Source organism: Parasynechococcus marenigrum WH 8102 (assembly GCF_000195975.1).
In the GTDB taxonomy this organism is placed as follows: Bacteria; Cyanobacteriota; Cyanobacteriia; order PCC-6307; family Cyanobiaceae; genus Parasynechococcus; species Parasynechococcus marisnigri.
This window is the reverse complement of sequence record NC_005070.1, coordinates 1,782,925-1,800,563: the sequence shown is the minus strand read 5'-3', so window position 1 is coordinate 1,800,563 and position 17,639 is coordinate 1,782,925. Positions and strand designations below refer to the sequence as shown.

At 61.7% G+C, this 17,639-nt stretch carries 16 protein-coding genes and 1 pseudogene; 11 read left to right on the top strand and 6 right to left on the bottom strand.

Annotated features, from left to right (window positions below; genetic code table 11):
- Positions 1-64: 64 nt before the first annotated feature.
- Both aroH and sppA read right to left on the bottom strand, forming a co-directional pair.
- Positions 65-448, bottom strand: coding sequence for a chorismate mutase (gene aroH, locus TX72_RS09490; protein WP_011128743.1), 384 nt, complete (start codon positions 446-448; stop codon positions 65-67).
- Positions 445-1,257, bottom strand: a complete 813-nt coding sequence (sppA, locus tag TX72_RS09485) for a signal peptide peptidase SppA (protein WP_011128742.1) — start codon at positions 1,255-1,257, stop codon at positions 445-447. The genes aroH and sppA overlap by 4 nt, the downstream gene beginning before the upstream one ends.
- 53 nt (positions 1,258-1,310) lie before the next feature.
- Between sppA and TX72_RS09480 the strand changes: the two genes are divergently transcribed.
- From TX72_RS09480 to TX72_RS09470, 3 genes are read left to right on the top strand one after another with little or no spacing between them, the layout of a single operon-like run.
- Positions 1,311-2,240 carry a DMT family transporter gene (locus TX72_RS09480; protein ID WP_011128741.1) on the top strand — a complete coding sequence of 310 codons (930 nt, stop codon included), beginning with the start codon at positions 1,311-1,313 and terminating at the stop codon, positions 2,238-2,240.
- Complete coding sequence (locus tag TX72_RS09475; protein ID WP_011128740.1) at positions 2,237-3,328, top strand: glycosyltransferase; 1,092 nt, start codon at positions 2,237-2,239, stop codon at positions 3,326-3,328. Before TX72_RS09480 ends, TX72_RS09475 begins: the two co-directional genes overlap by 4 nt.
- A gap of 50 nt (positions 3,329-3,378) precedes the next feature.
- Complete coding sequence (locus tag TX72_RS09470; RefSeq protein WP_042504421.1) at positions 3,379-5,157, top strand: ArnT family glycosyltransferase; 1,779 nt, start codon at positions 3,379-3,381, stop codon at positions 5,155-5,157.
- 1 nt (position 5,158) lies between these two features.
- Here the strand turns inward: TX72_RS09470 and TX72_RS09465 are convergent, their stop codons facing one another.
- Positions 5,159-5,680 (bottom strand): DciA family protein, encoded by a 522-nt coding sequence (locus TX72_RS09465; protein ID WP_011128738.1) that lies wholly within the window; start codon positions 5,678-5,680, stop codon positions 5,159-5,161.
- A 65-nt stretch (positions 5,681-5,745) separates the two neighbouring features.
- On the opposite strand from TX72_RS09465, the gene TX72_RS09460 reads away from it, so the two are divergent.
- Genes TX72_RS09460 through TX72_RS09445 form a run of 4 tightly spaced genes read left to right on the top strand, consistent with a single transcriptional unit; the run spans position 5,746 to position 8,826 of the window.
- Positions 5,746-6,519 carry a PspA/IM30 family protein gene (locus TX72_RS09460; protein ID WP_042503776.1) on the top strand — a complete coding sequence of 258 codons (774 nt, stop codon included), beginning with the start codon at positions 5,746-5,748 and terminating at the stop codon, positions 6,517-6,519.
- Positions 6,520-6,576: 57 nt separating this feature from the next.
- Positions 6,577-6,894 (top strand): thioredoxin, encoded by a 318-nt coding sequence (trxA, locus tag TX72_RS09455; protein ID WP_011128736.1) that lies wholly within the window; start codon positions 6,577-6,579, stop codon positions 6,892-6,894.
- Positions 6,881-8,059 carry an aminotransferase class I/II-fold pyridoxal phosphate-dependent enzyme gene (locus tag TX72_RS09450; protein ID WP_011128735.1) on the top strand — a complete coding sequence of 393 codons (1,179 nt, stop codon included), beginning with the start codon at positions 6,881-6,883 and terminating at the stop codon, positions 8,057-8,059. Before trxA ends, TX72_RS09450 begins: the two co-directional genes overlap by 14 nt.
- Complete coding sequence (locus tag TX72_RS09445; RefSeq protein WP_011128734.1) at positions 8,056-8,826, top strand: biotin--[acetyl-CoA-carboxylase] ligase; 771 nt, start codon at positions 8,056-8,058, stop codon at positions 8,824-8,826. Before TX72_RS09450 ends, TX72_RS09445 begins: the two co-directional genes overlap by 4 nt.
- Before the next feature lie 146 nt (positions 8,827-8,972).
- Here the strand turns inward: TX72_RS09445 and TX72_RS09440 are convergent.
- From TX72_RS09440 to TX72_RS09430, 3 genes and pseudogenes are all read right to left on the bottom strand, one after another.
- A pseudogene (locus TX72_RS09440) lies at positions 8,973-9,701 on the bottom strand (response regulator transcription factor).
- 627 nt (positions 9,702-10,328) lie between these two features.
- Positions 10,329-11,027, bottom strand: a complete 699-nt coding sequence (locus tag TX72_RS09435; RefSeq protein WP_011128732.1) for an ABC transporter ATP-binding protein — start codon at positions 11,025-11,027, stop codon at positions 10,329-10,331.
- Positions 11,020-12,591, bottom strand: a complete 1,572-nt coding sequence (locus TX72_RS09430; protein ID WP_011128731.1) for an NAD(P)H-quinone oxidoreductase subunit N — start codon at positions 12,589-12,591, stop codon at positions 11,020-11,022. The genes TX72_RS09435 and TX72_RS09430 overlap by 8 nt, the downstream gene beginning before the upstream one ends.
- A gap of 112 nt (positions 12,592-12,703) precedes the next feature.
- Here TX72_RS09430 and topA point away from each other — a divergent pair, with 112 nt between their 5' ends.
- The 4 genes from topA to TX72_RS09410 are packed head-to-tail and all read left to right on the top strand — an operon-like array spanning position 12,704 to position 17,637.
- A complete protein-coding gene (gene topA / locus TX72_RS09425; RefSeq protein ID WP_011128730.1) occupies positions 12,704-15,406 on the top strand; it encodes a type I DNA topoisomerase in 2,703 nt (900 codons plus the stop codon).
- The gene (locus TX72_RS09420) at positions 15,406-15,825 is read left to right on the top strand and encodes a hypothetical protein (RefSeq protein WP_011128729.1); all 420 of its coding nucleotides are present in this window, start codon (positions 15,406-15,408) and stop codon (positions 15,823-15,825) included. The genes topA and TX72_RS09420 overlap by 1 nt, the downstream gene beginning before the upstream one ends.
- Positions 15,822-16,475 carry a DUF2232 domain-containing protein gene (locus TX72_RS09415; RefSeq protein ID WP_011128728.1) on the top strand — a complete coding sequence of 218 codons (654 nt, stop codon included), beginning with the start codon at positions 15,822-15,824 and terminating at the stop codon, positions 16,473-16,475. Before TX72_RS09420 ends, TX72_RS09415 begins: the two co-directional genes overlap by 4 nt.
- Positions 16,453-17,637: a nicotinate-nucleotide--dimethylbenzimidazole phosphoribosyltransferase gene (locus TX72_RS09410; RefSeq protein WP_011128727.1), complete on the top strand. Its 1,185-nt coding sequence runs from the start codon at positions 16,453-16,455 to the stop codon at positions 17,635-17,637. The genes TX72_RS09415 and TX72_RS09410 overlap by 23 nt, the downstream gene beginning before the upstream one ends.
- Positions 17,638-17,639: the final 2 nt, after the last annotated feature.

Sequence of the window (17,639 nt, the reverse complement as noted above, 5' to 3'; positions counted from 1 at the left end):
TGTTAGGGGGATTCTCCTGAGACCCATGGCGGGAGGGGCGGTCCCTGGGCCGGCCGCTGAGCTGTCAGTTGTGACCAGATCTGTCTGGTCGAAGTCGACTGGCTTCACCCAGATAGGGGTGCTGGGGCGACTGCTCAGGCGGCAGCCACACATAGGCCAGCACGCGGATGCAACGGCACAGGTCGCCCTGAACGGCCATTTGCTGGCAATCCAGTAGAGCAACGCTGTCCCAGCCGGTGCGCTGGCGTGCTTCAGCAGCGGGAAAACAGGCATCGAGATCCGCTGTGACGGAGAACGTCACCGACACAATCTGCTCAGGACTGATCCCGTTGCGGCTGACCAGGACATCGATCAACTCACGGACTGCCTGGCGGATGTCCGTCGTGGTGTTGGCCGAACAGGTGGTGGCGCCTCGCAGGCCCACCAGGCGAAGCGGAGCTTCACTCATGGCCGGTACAGCCAAAGCACCTGACCACTGCCCATGAGCTCGAGGCTGAGGCGCTGCTGCAGCAGAGCGATCAGCTGAGAACCCGGCAGCAGATTCATCAACTTTTTACGGGGCTTCCCCAAGGTGACCGGACGTGTGGTCGTCTCGTCCAGGTCCGCCAGACGGGCGGCGAGGCGCCGGGCATGGTCTTCATCGCCAAGTTCATCGACCAAACCCAATGTTTTCGCCTGTTCACCGCTGAAGACGCGGCCATCGGCAAATCCGCGGACCGTCTCTTCCGTCAGCGATCGCCCTTCCGCCACAACGCGAACAAACTGGCCATAGCTGCTGTCGATCAGCTCCTGCAGCAGCGCGCGCTCCTCAGGGCTGAGGGGGCGGTCCGGAGAAAGAATGTCCTTGTAAACGCCGCTTTTGACGGTGTCGAAACGGATGCCGATCCGTTCGAAAACCTTGGAAAGGTCATTGCCGCGGAGGATGACTCCGATCGATCCGGTGATCGTGCCGGGGTTGGCCACGATCGATTCGGCCGCCACGCCGATGTAGACGCCACCGGAGGCCGAGATATTCCCAAAACTGGCCACCACTCGGCACCCTTTTTCCCGCAGACGCAGCAGTGCTGCATGGATCTCCTGGCTGTCGCCAACCGTTCCGCCGGGGCTGTCGATGCGCAGAAGCAGGGCAGGGAATTCACGCTCCTCCACGTCACGGATTGCCTTGAGCACCCGCTGACGGGTGCTGCCGGTGATCGGTCCATCCACCACGATCCGCGCCATGCGGCGGCGGGATTTACGGCGCCAGGGCCAGATCATCTTTCGCAACTGCAGTCCCTCGGATCTTAAAAAGAGCATCCTCCTCCTTTTCCATGGCACCGCTCCGTCTCTGGTTGCTGATGGTGCTTCCCTTCGCGCTATGGGGAACAGCCATGACGGCGATGGCGCCGTTGATTGTCAGTGGTGGTCCCTGGTTTGTTGCGGCCTTCCGTTTGCTGCCTGCTGGTTTTGTGCTGATGGCCTGGGCCGCGATCAGTGGCCGTCGCTGGTCTCTGGATGGTCGTGACCTTCCCTGGTTCCTTCTGTTCACCCTTGTGGATGCCTGTCTGTTCCAGGGGTTGTTGGCCTGTGGGTTGGCGGAAACCGGCGCAGGGCTCGGTTCGGTACTGATTGATTCCCAGCCCCTGCTGGTGGCGCTCCTGGCCAGGGTGTTGTTCGCTGAATCGATCAACCCCATCGGCTGGCTTGGACTGGCCCTTGGCCTGGCGGGCATCGTCTGCCTCGGAGTACCAGCAGATCTGCTGGGTCATTGGTGGTTGTTGCTGGATCCACCCCAACTGCTGCAGTTGCTTCAGCCGGGAGAGGGGTGGATGCTGCTGGCGGCTCTGGCGATGGCGGTGGGCACCGTGCTGATTCGTTATGCAGCTCGTCACAGCGATCCGGTGGCCGTGACCGCCTGGCACATGCTGCTCGGAGGCTGCCCCCTTTTGTTGGCAGCCGAATGGCAGAACGGCTGGACCCTTCCCCCCTGGTCCGTGGCGGACTGGGGGCGCATGGGCTTCGCCACCTTTTTGGGCAGTGCCCTGGCCTACGGCCTGTTCTTCTGGTTCGCCAACCGTCGTGACCTCACAACCTTCAGCAGCCTGGGTTTTCTGACGCCCGTCTTCGCTCTGGCAACAGGTGGCTGGTTGCTCGGTGAACGGCTGGATCCGCTTCAGTGGGTTGGTGCGCTGATGGTGTTGGTATCAGTGGTGTGTGTGAGCCAGCGCCGACGCCTGTGGGAGCCTCAGCCGGTGGGATGACTTCTCGCCCTCTTGATCTGATCCTTGTCAGCACTCCGATCGGTGGGTTGGGGAGTGGCCGGGGCGGTGGTGTCGAACTGACCCTGAGCTCACTGCTCAAGGGGCTGGTCGATCGAGACCACCGGGTTCGCCTGATCGCTGCGGAGGGCTCGCAGCTGCCGGAGGGCTGCGAAGCCGTGGAGCTGCTGACCGCTCAGGGTCTGGATCAACCCAGCTGGCAGCACCTCGATGGGGAATCCCCGGTGTTGATCCCCCGCGCTGGCCTGTTGCCACGCTTCCTCGACATCGCTCTGAATGTCGGAGCAGAAGCCGATGCCGTGATCAACTTCGGCTACGACTGGCTTCCGCTGTGGATCACGCCCCACGTCTCTCAGCGGCTTTTTCACTTGATCTCGATGGGCGCCGTGGCCGATGTGATGCGGGATCAGATCGAGGCGCTGGCGTCTTGGGATCAGCAGCGACTGGCTTTTCACACGGCTCGTCAGGCGGCGGACTTCCGGCTACCTCAGCCGCCACGGGTTGTGGGCAATGGCTTTGACTTATCCCGGTATCAATTCCGCCAAGAGGCTGGAGGTCCGTTGGGCTGGGCCGGTCGCGTGGCACCGGAGAAAGGGCTGGAGGATGCCGCTGCGGCAGCGGCGGCCCTGGGGGAGCAGTTGCTGGTGTGGGGGTTGCGGGAGGACCCCGCCTACGCAGAGGCGGTGGAGGCGATGGTGCCGACTGGAACCCTTCAATGGCGTGGATTCCTGCCCAACGCTGAATTGCAGGAGGAGCTGGGGCGCTGCCGGGCCCTGATCAACACGCCCAAGTGGAATGAGGCCTACGGCAATGTGGTGGTGGAAGCTCTGGCCTGTGGCGTGCCCGTGGTGGCCTACGACCGCGGCGGTCCAGGTGAACTGGTGCAGTCGGGGCAGACGGGTTTCCTCGTGGAGCCTGACAACGTCTCAGCACTGTCGGATGCTCTGAAACGCGTTCCAGAGCTCGATCGTGCCGACTGTCGCACCTGGGTTGAGGCGAATGCCACGCAGGAGGTCTTCGCCCGTCGCGTCGAAGACTGGGTTCTGGCGGGACTTTCATCCTTGCCCTGAGTCGCGGATGTCAACATCGACGGGTTGTCCTGAGGTGCTGCGTGGTGGTGATGTCCGGCCGCCGGCATCTGGGTGTACTGGCCTTGGTGCTGGCCCTCGGGGTTCTGATCAACCTTTGGAGACTCGGTGCCACCGGTGTGGTGGATGAAACGCCGCCCTTGTTCGCAGCGGCTGGCCGGGCCATGACCCAGACCGGCGATTGGCTGACACCCCGGGTGAACGGCCTGCCGCGTTTTGATAAACCACCTCTGGTGTATTGGCTGATGGCCTTGGGCTACAGCCTGCCGGGCCAGATCGTCTGGGATCCGCTCGGCAGCTGGGCGGCGCGGTTGCCTTCGGCTTTGTCCAGCGTGGCGGTGATGCTGGTGTTGGCCGACACTGTTTTGCGTGGGCCATCGGCGGGACTTCGGCGGCCCGTGGCTGCTGCGTTAACGGCTGCCCTGTGTTTCGGTCTCTCACCGTTGGTGCTGGTCTGGAGTCGCACGGCTGTCAGTGATGCCCTGTTGTGCGGACTGCTCGCCATCAGCCTGATCCTGCAATGGCGGCGGTTTGCAGCACCCGAGCGTCACCGCTGGTGGCCGGCCTGGTTGGTGCTGGGTCTGGCGGTTCTGGCGAAAGGGCCGGTGGCGGTGGTGCTAACAGGACTCACCCTGTTGTTGTTCAGCGCCCTGAGGCGTGATCTGGCCACGCCCTGGAGTCGTCTGAGACCACTTCCCGGTCTCGCTCTGACAGCCCTGGTGAGCCTCCCTTGGTATGCCGTGGAACTGCTGGTGGAGGGGCAGCCCTTCTGGGACAGCTTCTTCGGATATCACAACCTTCAGCGCTTCACCAGCGTCGTCAACGACCATCTGCAGCCCTGGTGGTTCTTTGGCCCCGTGATGCTGGTGGCGGCCATGCCCTTCTCCCCGCTGCTGTTGCTGGGATTGGCGCGTATACCCCGGCAGCGAACGTCCCCAGATCAGTCCCTGCATCAGTTCGCCGGCTGCTGGTTGCTGGCGGTGCTGCTGTTGTTCACCACGGCGGCGACCAAGTTGCCCAGCTACTGGCTACCGGCAACACCGGCTGCGGCGCTGCTGATCTGTTTCGCTCTTGGGCGTCGGGATCGCTGGCTCGCTTTGGCCTGGGCCAGCTCTTTGGCGCTGGTGCTGCTCCTGGCGGTCGGCTTCTGGTGTGCGCCGCTCTGGGTTCCACTGATCAACGACCCGGAAATGCCGACCCTGGCTTCCGATCTTCTGGCCAGTGGCCTGGTGTGGCGCGCGGCTGGATGGTTCAGCTTGGCGGCTCTGATGGGGGTGGTGCTCTGGCGAGGGTCCCTAGTCCTCCGATTGCTTTCGGTGCAGCTCCCGCTGGTCTGTTTTCACCTCACAGCAGTGATTCCGATTGCCGAATTGGCTGACCAATTGCGGCAGCTTCCGGTTCGGCAGGCCACTCAGACCCTGGTGGATCAGCAGCGGCCCCAGGAGCCGCTGGCCATGGTCGGCGCCATGAAACCTTCGGTTCACTTCTATGCCGGTCAGGTGATCCTGTTCGAGGGCCGCTCAAACGGTGCTCAGGTGAACCTGGCGGATCGGCTGTCGAAGGAGCAACGTCGCGGCTGGCGGGGAGTTCCTTTGCAGTCTCCTGACGCCTCTCCGACCGTTCTGTTGATCATTGATGAGGGGACACGCCGGCAGAGACACTGGCGGGGTTTGCAGCCGGAGAGGCTTGGTCGTTTTGGGGTCTACACCGTCTGGCGGATCGAGCGGACACGCCTGAACGACCGTGCTGCGGAACTGATGGCTGATGGGGTCGATGCCGACTGGCAGAAGCCTCGACCGGAGCGGTTCTGATTCAGCCGTCGCTCAGATGTTGGCGATGGCAGAAACCGCAGCAGCTCCACAACGCCATTTCGCCATTTGGGGCCGGTCTGTGGCATTGCGGACAGGTGCCCATGCCGTGGATATCGGTCCGGCTGGGATGGCGGGACCAGATGTCTTTCTCACTGGGCAGTTGGGCCGCGCTACCGGTGTGATGCTGCTGAATCCGTAGATCCCGCACCGGGTGCCCAGCGCTATTGAGAGCACTGATCAGCTGCGGCTTGTTGTATTGAAGAGCCTGACGCCACTGCGGATGACTGGCCCCGACCGTGAGCACGCCCCGCTGGAGGGACAACGGGCGACAGTGCGTCGCCAGAAGATCGCCTGCGATTGAAGGCCAGTCCTGCCAAAGGCCAGCGAGGCTGCCGTCCCGCCGCCAGTCCTGACGCAGGCGGTCGAGGCAGTCACCTAGGGGGGATGCCGGAGCCGGGGGGGCCTGCTGGAGCAGTTCAACGCCGCGAAGTTTGTGACGTTGTCCGTCTGGTGCGATGGCCATGAAGCGAGCGTAGAGGGGAGTTTTCGGCTGTACTCGCTAATCTCAGATTGGTTTTGCCATTCCCGATGGGCTTCTTCGATCGGCTGGGTCGTCTCGTACGCGCCAACGCCAACGCTGCGGTCAGCAGCATGGAAGACCCGTCCAAAATCCTCGACCAGTCCGTTGCTGACATGCAGTCGGATCTGGTGAAGCTGCGGCAGGCGGTGGCTTTGGCCATCGCCAGCCAGAAGCGGCTCCGCAGTCAGGCTGAGCAGGCCTCATCCCAGGCCACAACCTGGTACGAGCGGGCTGAATTGGCCCTGAAGAAGGGGGAGGAGGACCTGGCTCGAGAAGCGCTGACGCGCCGCAAGACCTTTCAGGAGACCGCCACGTCCCTCAACGCTCAGGTTCAGTCGCAGGATGGCCAGGTCGAAACTCTGAAGAAGAGTCTTGTGGCCCTCGAGGGCAAGATCGCCGAGGCCAAGACGAAGAAGGACATGCTCAAGGCCCGCGCCCAGGCGGCGCAGGCTCAGCAACAGCTGCAGAGCGCCGTGGGCAACATCGGCACAAATTCCGCCATGGCAGCTTTCGAGCGCATGGAGGAAAAAGTCGAGGCGATGGAGGCCACCGGACAGGCCGCGGCTGAGCTGGCAGGTGCTGATCTGGAGAGCCAATTCGCTGCCCTGGAGGGGGGCTCTGATGTGGATGATGAGCTGGCAGCGCTGCGCAACCAGCTCAAGGGCGGTCCGGAGTCCGTCGCTCTGCCCGCGTCTGAGCAATCCCAGGCTGTGACGCCAGTGAAGGTGGAGGAAGTCGATGCGGATCTCGAGGATTTGAAGCGTTCCATCGACAAACTCTGAAATCTGGCTGCTTCGGCTCGAGGCTCCATAGGATCAAGACAGCTCTGACCTCGTGCTTTGGTCGCTGATTTCACAGACGCCGGGTTTGCCTCCGAAGTGCTTCAGGCCCCTGGAACGGTTCTGGTTGACTTCTGGGCACCCTGGTGCGGTCCCTGTCGGCTGATGGCTCCCCTGATGGACTGGGCTGCAGACACCTACGGCGAACGCTTGACGGTTGGGAAGCTGGAAGTGGATGGCAACCCATCGACCCGCGATGCCTACGAGGTGCAGGGCATTCCCACCCTCATCCTTTACCGCGATGGTGAAGTGATCGCACGCCATGAAGGGGCGATTGCCAAGCCTCAGCTGCAAGCATTCCTGGATGCCAACCTCTAGGCGTCTTGAAGCCCTTGGAAACGGCGTTTTTGCGCGCACCGACCGGGCGAAACAAGCCCATCGGGACAAAACAGGCGTTCCACCTCTGATCGATCTCTCCCTTGGGTCGACTGATTTACAGCCCCCGGAAGAGATTCTCCGTTGCATGGCGGCGGCGGTCACCGACCCTGCTAGTTCTGCGTATTGCCTTGAAGCGGGAACAGCACCGTTCCAACAGGCGGTAGCAGCCTGGTGTCAGCGCCGATTCGGTGTGGAGGTCGACCCCCAGCGTCAGGTTCAGCTGCTGGTCGGTTCCCAGGAGGGAACAGCCCATCTCCCCCTTGCCATTCTTGACCCTGGAGATCGTGCGCTTCTCCTCGATCCCTCTTACCCATCCCATCGCGGTGGGCTGGTGCTGGCAGGGGCCTCGATCTGCAGCTTGCCTCTGTTTCAGGAGCAGGACTGGCTCCCTGATTTTGACGCCATTCGCCCTGCGGTCTGGGATCAGCTGAAGCTGTTCGTCCTCGGCTACCCCCACAACCCAACCGCCACGGTGGGAAACCAGGAGCTGTTGGATCAGGCGATGGCCCGCGGTTGTCGCCATCAGCTGGTGATTGCCAACGACAATCCCTACGTGGATCTTGCCCTGGAGGGAGAGGCCCCATCGCTGTTGAGAAGTCCTGGTTGGAGTGAATGGGGAATTGAATTCTTCTCCCTCTCCAAAGGCTGGTGCCTTGGCGGATTTCGGCTGGCCTTCGCCATTGGCGCCGAACCCTTGATCACCGCCCTGCGTCAGGTGAAGGGCGTGGTGGATTTCAATCAGTCGTTGGCGTTGCAACAGGGGGCGATCCAGGCCCTGACCCAATGGGCTGATTGGCCCCGCAGCCTGCATGGCGCTTATCGCGAGCGCCGGGATCGCGTTTTGTCGGTGTTGCGGGGCGGTGGCTGGTCCTGTCCCACCCCTGGGATGGCCATGTACCTCTGGTTGCCTTTGCCAGCTGATGCTGGCGTCCGGAAACTTGACGACGAAACCTTTGCCAGCCATGTTCTGCAGCGCTCCGGCGTCGCACTCACCCCGGGCTCTGGTTTCGGTGAAGGGGGCAAGGGCTGGTTGCGGATGGCTTTGGTCCGTCCAACGGATGAGCTTGAGGACGCTGCCCGACGAGTGGTGGCTGCTGTCCCATGACCTGGACGGCTCGACCGCACCGTTGTGGAGGGCGTCAGCTGGCACTGCATGATCGACGATTCAGGACTGACCGCCTGGGGACCTGGAATCTGCGCTGGCTTCCGGTGTGCAGCAGCACCGAGATCAGCCTTGCCGAATGGCTTCAGGATGAACCGAATCTTGTGCGGCCCCGTGCAGTCGTGGCACGACGGCAGCGGCGAGGCGTTGGTCAGCGCGGTCGCCACTGGCAGTCGCCAACCGGTGGGGTCTGGCTGAGTGCCGCCATGCCCTGGCCAGGACAGTCCGTTACCGCGGCTGGTCTGCTGGGCCTTGCTGTTGCCCTGGAGCTTTCCAACCGGCTGGAGCGGCAGGGAGTTCCGGTTCGGATCAAGTGGCCCAATGACCTACTGGTGGAGGGGCGCAAGCTGGCGGGGGTGCTGCCGCGACTGGTGCACCGCGGACCACAGCTGAGGCTGGTGCGCTGCGGTATCGGGCTGAATGTCATGAACACTGTCCCTATCGGTGCCATCGCCCTGCGTGAACTGCTGCCAAGGTCTGATGCTTCCGTTGAGATCTGGGTGGGTGAACTGCTGCTGTCGCTGGAACGCAGTCTGCAGTTGCTGGCTGGATCTTCCGCTTGGCTGCAGTTGGTGGAGGATCGTCTGTGGAGCGATCAGGTCTCCAGTTCAGACGACGGGCCGTCCTGGACGATCGACGGCTTGTCGCCCAGTGGCGGCCTGCTCCTGCGACGTGGGCAACAGCGAACGGAGTGGATTCGCTGGCCTTAACACCACCGCGTTAGGGGAAATCGCAGTGCACCGGATCGCGAGTCGATCAGCACGTCGCTCGCTTGACCCCGATCCCATTGGCTTAGAACGTCCCTCTGTCCGTGTTGCTGGCTGCCGTATTGCGCAAATGTCAAAGGTCTGGGCGGTCAGTTTGATTCTTCCCTCAGGATGAAGCCCACGCCGCGCACTGTGTGGATCAGAGTTGGCGCATCTTTGGATTCGACTTTCTTACGTAAGTAGCGAATGTACACATCCAGGAGGTTGTCGTCTCCGTAGAAGTTCTCACCCCAAACAGCGCGCATGATTTCCTGTCTCTCCAGAACCCGACCGGAACCGCGCATTAGACAATTGAGAAGGTCGTATTCCTTCACTGACAACTGAATCGAGCGACCGGTACGTTTGACGTCTCGAGTCCGGGTGTCCATGGACAGGTCAGCCACCCTGAGCTGCACGGCCTCTTGGCCGGGTTCATTACGGCCGGAAAATGCTTCGGCACGTCGCTGCATAGCCCGCAGCCTTGCCATGAGTTCGTCGATGGAGAATGGCTTGATCAGGTAGTCGTCAACACCAGCATCCAGGGCAGTGACACGATCACTGACCTCTTCATGGCCTGTGAGCATCAGGATCGGAGTGCAGATTCCTCCAGCCCGAATTCGCTGACAGATATCGATGCCGCTGAAGTCAGGAAGATTCCAGTCCAAAATAATCAGATCTGGCGCGGGTTCGCTGCGACTTCGGATCAGTCCAGTTGCCCCGTCGGATGCGATATCCACGTCGTAGCCCTCAACATCGAGTTCGAGGCTGAGCAGCTAGGTCAGCCGTGGCTCGTCATCAACGACGAGAACGCGAGGTCGTGATTTGGCCAGCTCTGGCATCCGAACAGAGATTTTTAATTAATCTAGTGGCTCTCGGCTGCTGAGCCTTGCGGATCCTTAAGTAAACACAAGATAGCTTTTAGAGCGTCTGCTGAGAAGTCCTGGCAGCAAGATTGGACCCTTCAACGACTAGGATTGCAGGATCATCCTGTTTCTTGTGTCGATGCTGAGGATTGATTCTTGAATTTAATCAGCTTATTTGCAAGATGTGTCGAAAGAAAGATGCTCCAATCATTGGTCAGCCCAAGGGGTTCTTCTGTTGCTTGGTTTCAATGGCTTCTTTTGTTCCAGGTTCGTGATTTTCAATCGTCCCAAGGAATTGCGACAATTGATTGAATTGTTTCGTGATGATATCGTTGCTTGGCTCTGGTGTTGTCTCACATCATTCTTGTGACCCAATGAGTCACATGCCAGGCGGTTTATTTCTGACAGCATCAGGTCCCGTGGAGCAAGGTAAGGATTAAGTCCCTTGGTGTCCCTTTGAAAAGATTCTGCGGTATTCAATTGCTGTTAGGAAAGTTTTTGTTAAAGCTCTAATCATTGATCAACCCTCTGATGCGGGGCTGCCTTCACAGTCGCAATGATCAGTCCCCAAGATGACTGCGGCATCAATGCAATAGAGATGCCTCATTGTGATGCTTCATTCACGATGCGGCCATCCTGAAAACGGGCAATTCGATGGGCTCGGGCTGCTACATCGTCTTCATGGGTCACCATCACCAGGGTGATTCCCTGCTGGTGCAATTCATCAAACAGTTCCAGCACTTCAGCCGTGGTGTTCGAGTCGAGGGCGCCGGTGGGCTCGTCCGCCAGAAGAAGGCTCGGGCGATTGATGATGGCTCTCGCGATGGCGACCCGCTGCTGCTGGCCGCCGGAGAGCTGGTTGGGACGATTGTCCAGTCGTTGACTCAGGCCGACGCGATCCAGGGCTGAAGCCGCTCGTTCCTTGCGTTCGTCCAGTGGGATTCCGGCGTAGACCATCGGCAGCATCACGTTCTCCATGGCCGAGGCATGGGGAAGGAGATGGAACTGTTGGAACACGAATCCCAGGGACTGGTTGCGCAGGTCCGCAAGCTCATCATCATCGAGCTGTTCAACGGCAATTCCATTGAGCCGGTATCGGCCATCGCTCGGACGATCCAGGCAGCCAAGAATGTTCATTGCCGTGCTCTTGCCGGAACCGCTCGCCCCCATCACCGCCAGATAATCGCCGCTGCGAACGGTGAGATCTAGTTGATCCAGCGCCCTCACTTCAAGATCACCCTGGCCGTAGACCTTGCTGACGCCACTCAGTTCAGCAACAGCTTGGGAGGTTGAATCAGCCAAGGCCGCGTTGTGTGGATTGAGCGATGGCTTCCTGCAGCAATGGGCTACTGGTTACGGCTGTATTGGCCCACTGGAACAAGGGGTTGGAAAGGATGCCACCCACGGCAGTTACTGCGACGCAGCCGATCAGGGCGACGCGCAAGGGCTGCATGCCCATCACGGACCAGCTCACATCTGGGTAAGCCTTGACGATGTCGGAGGCTTCCTGGGGCTCTTTCACGACCATCATCTTGATGACCGAGATGTAGTAATAGATCGACACAACTGAGGTGATCAATCCGACGACGACCAGAAGGTATTGGTGGTCGGCCCAGCCCGCGAAGAACAGGTAGATCTTTCCGAAGAAACCCAGCATGGGAGGGATGCCACCCAGCGACAGCAGGCAGAGGCTCAGTCCGAGGGTGATGAGTGGATCCTTTTGATACAGGCCGGCGTAATCAGAGATCCTGTCGCTGCCCGTTCGGATCGAGAACAGGATGATGCAGGCGAAGGCCCCGAGATTCATGAACAGGTAGGCGGCCATATAAAGAACCATCGCGGCGAAACCGTCTTCGGTGCCGCAGACCATGCCGATCATGACGAAGCCGGCCTGACCGATCGAGCTGTAGGCCAGCATCCGTTTCATTGAGGTCTGGGCCAGAGCCACCACGTTGCCCAGCGTCATGCTGAGCACCGCCAAAACGGTGAACAGCAGCTTCCACTGACCATCAAAGGCGCCGAAACAACCCACCAGGATCCGCAGGGCTAAAGCGAAGCCAGCGGCCTTTGAGCCAACGGAGAGGAAAGCCACCACAGGCGTCGGAGAGCCCTCATAAACATCCGGAGTCCACTGGTGGAAAGGAACAGCTGCAATCTTGAACGCCACGGTCGCCAGAACGAACACCAAAGAGAGGGCTGCTACTGGTGTTGTGCTGGTTTGGAGGGCAACGCCGATGGCCTCAAGGCTGGTGCTGCCGCTCAGGCCATAAAGAAGGGAGGATCCGTATAGAAAAACGGCAGCGGCAGCTGAGCCGACCAGCAGGTATTTGAGCGCTGCTTCGGAGCTGCGGGCGTCGCGCTTCATGTAGCCCGACAGCAGATAGCTGGCAACTGAGAGGGTTTCCAAGGAGATGAAGACACTCACTAGATCCGTTGCACCGCAGAGCAACATGGCCCCAAGGGTGGCAGCCAGCAGGATGGCGGCGAACTCCCCGACCGGTGTGCCGCTTTGCTCGGCATATCGCCAGCTGATCAACAGCGACAGCAGGGTTGAGAGGGCGATGACCGCACGAAAGGCCACCGCGAGGTTGTCCGCGAGGAACGCTCCAAGAAAGGAGCTTTCAACCGGGGCATTCCATTGCAGGGCCAACAACACCAGGGCTGTCCCCAGACCCCCGTAGCAAATGGGAGGAACCCAGCGAGCAGCAACCTTTTCGCCAGCCAGATCCACCAGCAACGTGGCGATCATCGCCAGCAATACAGCTCCCTCCGGAAGCACCGCCGTGGCATTCAGCGACAGGTTGAGAAGCTCACCAGGGGCAGCCATGGCCTGGGCGGCGAGAAGAAAGACACCCATCTCGGGCATGGCAGCCTGAATCCATTGCGCTGTGACGACTGTAGCGGCGCTGCTCAGCAGCACTGCTCGTGCAGAGCGCTTGGCGGTGCGATAAAGAAGGAGCACGGTTCCTTGCCCGCCTGTGGCGCACACCCTCGTCATTGTTGAAAGCCCCACGAAGGCCCGCACCATTCGCGGCTTCCTTCCGAAGGGGTTCAAGGTCGAGGCGTCCATGGGCCATGTGCGGGATCTTCCCAACAACGCCAGCGAGATCCCTGCGTCCGCCAAGGGTCAGAAATGGGCCAACCTTGGCGTCAATACCGAAGCCGACTTCGATCCCCTTTACGTGGTGCCGAAGGACAAGAAGAAGGTGGTGCGCGAGCTAAAAGATGCGTTGAAGGGCGCGGATCAGCTGCTGCTGGCCACTGACGAAGACCGCGAGGGGGAAAGCATCAGCTGGCACCTGCTGCAGCTGTTGGCGCCGAAGGTTCCGGTGAAGCGGATGGTCTTCCACGAGATCACCAAGGAAGCCATCGGCAAGGCGCTGGATCAGACCCGTGATCTCGACATGGAGCTGGTGCATGCCCAGGAGACGCGCCGGATCCTGGATCGTCTGGTGGGGTACAGCCTCTCTCCCCTGCTCTGGAAAAAGGTGGCATGGGGGCTTTCCGCTGGCCGGGTGCAATCGGTCGCCGTTCGCCTCCTGGTGCAGCGGGAACGGGCCCGGCGGGCCTTTTGCAGCGGCAGTTACTGGGATCTCAAGGCCCAGCTCGAGCATTCTGGCAGTGGTTTCGAGGCCAAATTGACCCATCTGGTTGGCCGACGTATCGCCACCGGCAACGATTTCGACGAAAGCACCGGTGGCCTCAAGGCCGGCAGCGAGGTGCGGCTGCTGACGGAAAAGGAGGCCCGCGCTCTGGCGGAAACGGTTCAGGCCGCGACCTGGTCGGTGGATGCTGTTGAGGAGAAGCCCACGGTGCGGAAGCCGGTGCCGCCGTTCACCACCAGCACCCTTCAGCAGGAGGCGAATCGCAAACTACGCCTCTCAGCGAGGGAGACGATGCGCTGCGCCCAGGGCCTCTACGAGCGAGGTTTCATCACTTACATGCGAACCGACTCGGTTCATCTTTCGGATCAGGCGATCAGCGCGTCCCGCAGCTGTGTGGAGAGCCTCTACGGCAAGGAGTATCTGAGCAAGGGGCCGCGGCAATTCAGCAACAAGGCACGCAATGCCCAGGAGGCCCACGAGGCGATTCGCCCCTCCGGCGAGAGCTTCCGCACACCTGGCGATACCGGGCTTGAAGGCCGTGACCTGGCGGTGTACGACCTCATCTGGAAACGCACCGTTGCCAGTCAGATGGCGGAAGCCCGGCTGACGATGCTGTCGATCGATCTCAGCTCTGGAGAGGCAAGTTTCCGAGCCAGTGGCAAGCGAATCGATTTTCCGGGCTTCTTCCGTGCCTACGTCGAGGGCAGCGACGACCCTGATGCAGCCCTGGAGGGCCAGGAGCTGCTTCTGCCCGCACTGGCGGTGGGTGATGCCCCTGCCCCCAAGCAGGTGGAACCTTTGGGCCACCAGACCCAGCCCCCAGCCCGTTTCAGCGAAGCCTCTCTGGTCAAGATGCTGGAGAAGGAGGGCATCGGACGACCCTCCACCTACGCCTCGATCATCGGCACGATTGTTGATCGCGGCTATTCCACGCTGCAGGGCAATGCCCTGACCCCCAGCTTCACAGCCTTTGCTGTGACCGCCCTGCTGGAAGAACATTTTCCGGATCTGGTTGATACGAGCTTCACGGCTCGGATGGAGAACACTCTTGATGAGATCTCCCACGGCAAGGTCGAATGGTTGCCGTATTTGGAAGGGTTTTTCAAAGGTGATCAGGGGCTGGAAACCCAGGTGCAGCAACGGGAAGGGGACATCGATCCCGGAGCCTCCCGAACCGTCGACCTCGAGGGCCTGTCCTGCGTGGTGCGCATCGGGCGATTCGGTGCCTACTTGGAGTCCAAACGGGTCGGCGATGACGGCGAGGAGGAGCTGATCAAAGCGACGCTCCCCCGGGAGATCACACCGGCGGATCTGGATGCGGACCAGGCGGAACTGATCCTGAAGCAGAAGGCAGATGGCCCGGAATCCATCGGCGAGGACCCAGAGACGGGCGACTTGGTGTACCTCCTGTTCGGTCAGTACGGGCCCTATGTGCAGCGCGGACAGGTCAGTGATGAGAATCCAAAGCCCAAACGGGCCTCACTGCCCAAGGGCCAGAAACCTGAGGATCTGACCTTGGATGATGCTCTCGGCCTGCTCCGACTCCCCCGCTTGTTGGGGGAACATCCCGATGGCGGGCGGGTTCAGGCTGGTCTCGGACGTTTCGGGCCCTATGTGGTTTGGGATAAGGGCAAGAGTGAGAAGGACTACCGCTCCCTCAAGGGTGACGACGATGTGCTGGCGGTTGGCCTCAGTCGCGCCTTAGAGCTGCTGGCCATGCCGAAACGGGGCCGCGGCGGCCGGACGGCGCTGAAGGATCTCGGCAAACCCGAGGGCAGCGAGGAGACGATTCAGGTCTACGACGGTCCCTATGGCCTCTACGTCAAGCAGGGCAAGGTCAATGCCTCCCTGCCTGAAGGCAAAGGGGCGGACGATGTCACGCTGGAGGAGGCCGTGGAACTGCTGGCGGCGAAGGCTTCTGCCAAGAAGAGCAGCCGCAAGACCACGGCGGCCAAAAAAGCTCCGGCCAAGAAAGCCGCTGCGAAAAAAACCGCCGCCAAGAAACCTCCTGCCACCACCAAGAGCGGACGGCTGCGGGCTAGTGCCGTGCGGGTGATCAAACCCGCCGACAGCTGATGCTCCGGCTGGTCTGGCTGCTCCCACTGGCGCTGCTGCAGGCCTGTGCCGGATCGCCGGTGGCTGAGGAGTTGCAACGCAGCTTCGAGTCCCCTGAACTCATGGCCACCGAAGCTGAGGCACCGATCCCCGAGCAACCTCAAGTGGTGGATCCCACCCCGATCGATCGATCACAGGAGGTGGAAGTGGAACAGGAGGCAGCAACCAAATCCGACACCGATACCAACCCTGACACCGATGGCGATGGGATCGATGTCCAGCAACCTATCTCCAAGTCGTTGCAGCCACCGGCGCCCTATCGCATCACCATCCGCTTGGCCGGGGCCGACCCGGCTGCTCCTGCGGAAGCGGTCACGCGGGCGTTGCGGCAGTCCGAGGTGGTGTTCTCGGTGGAACGGATCGAGCGGATCACGCCATGAATCAGCCGCGGCGCAACCTGACGCGGCAGCAGGCGCTCCGTCTCGTGGAAGGGGCTTACCTGGCGGCCACCACCGGCCTGATCTGGCTGGCGTTGTACTACCTGCCGGTGGGCGGTGCGCTGTTCCGGCTAGCCCTGCCGCTGCCCCTGTCCTTACTGCAACTACGCCATGGTGGACGGTCGGGGGCCGAGGGTGTGTTGCTGGCTGTGTTGCTGATGACAGCGTTGATGGGGCCTGTGAGAGGCCCTCTTCTGCTGTTCCCGTATGGCTTGATGGCTCTCTGGTTGGGTTGGAGCTGGGGCAAGGGACGCAGCTGGTGGTTGAGCTGGTCGGTGGGAGTGGTGCTGGGCAGCATCGGATTTCTGGTGCGGGTGCTGGTGTTGTCGCTCCTGGTGGGAGAAAACCTTTGGGTGGTGATCACCCGTGCCGGTGCCGGGTTGCTCGAGCGGTTGATCGCGCTGTTGCAGTTACCCATCAGCCCGGATCTCACCAGCGTGCAGTTGATGGCCCTTGGCCTTGTTGTGGTGCAAGAGGTGATCTATGTGCTGTCACTCCACGCGCTGGCGTACTGGATTTTTCCCCGCCTCAACGCGCCAATCCCAGAGCCACCAAAGCTCTTGCAAGGACTTGTTGCCCTTGACCCTCTCTGATCTGGAGGGCCTCCCGTTGGGCTGCTCCATTGTTGGCAGCCGCTGCAGCCGGCAGCAGTTGCAGGCCCATCTCGAGCCATGGTGCCAAGGGGATTCGAGCTTTGATCTGTTGCTGCTGCTGGCGGCAACGCGGACAGCTGAACGCGAGGGCATTTCCGCTGCAGGAGCTACCGCTGCCTCCCGCCGTCTCACCGCCCTGGCGGATGCCGACCTGCTGCTCCATGGTCCAGGCAAGCCGCGGCGCTGGCCGTTGCCGCCCCTCCCTGCTGGTGTCTCGCCCGCCCTGCTGAGCCATGTGGCGCTGCAACGGCTTCCGATGCAACCTCTTGTGGCGGCGCTGGGTCTGGAGCACGAGGCCACGTTTCCGCACCTGCGCCTGGAGTCCCCACAGGCGGGGCCGGCGCGGTGTTTGTCCACGGGACGCGCCATGGATCCGGAGCGTGTGGAACGACTGTGGCGCAAGGGGATGCGTCTTGGTGCACAGCTGCGCCGTCCACTGCTGCTGGCGGAATGTGTTCCAGGAGGAACCACGACAGCTCAAGCCGTGCTCAAGGCCCTTGGGGTGCCCGTGAATGGGTTGATCAGTGGCAGCGCCCGGCAGCCGCCCCAGGAGCTGAAGCGACACCTGGTGGAGCAGGGGTTGTGTCGGGCGCAGTTGCCGGCATGGCCGTCGCCCCAGGCTGTCCTGGCAGCCGTGGGGGATCCGTTTCAGGCTGTGGCTGCCGGCGTGCTGGTGTCGGCTCAGCAGCCGGTGCTGCTGGGGGGAGGCAGTCAGATGGCTGCTGTCGCGACCCTTGCCTTGGCATCGCTACCGGATCAGGAACGGAAAGTCCTGGCGGATCGGGTGCTGCTCGGTTCAACGGCGTGGCTGGCGCTGGAATGGATCCGTGGCGGTGACATGCCGGCCCTGGGCTGTCTGCTGGATGAAGTGGGCCATCGCTTCGGTGTTTCCCTGGCAGGACTGGCCAGTGGATTGCGCTTTCATGCCAGCCGGCAGCCCGCCTTGCGTGATTACGAGGACGGGTTCGTCAAGGAAGGGGTCGGGGCTGGAGCGTTGCTGCTGTTGGCCCAGTTGCAGGGCCAACACTCCGAGGCTCTGGTGGAGGGTTGCGAGCGGGCCTTGGATCAGCTGCTGGCGTCCGCCGTAGCGTCAGAGGTATGAGC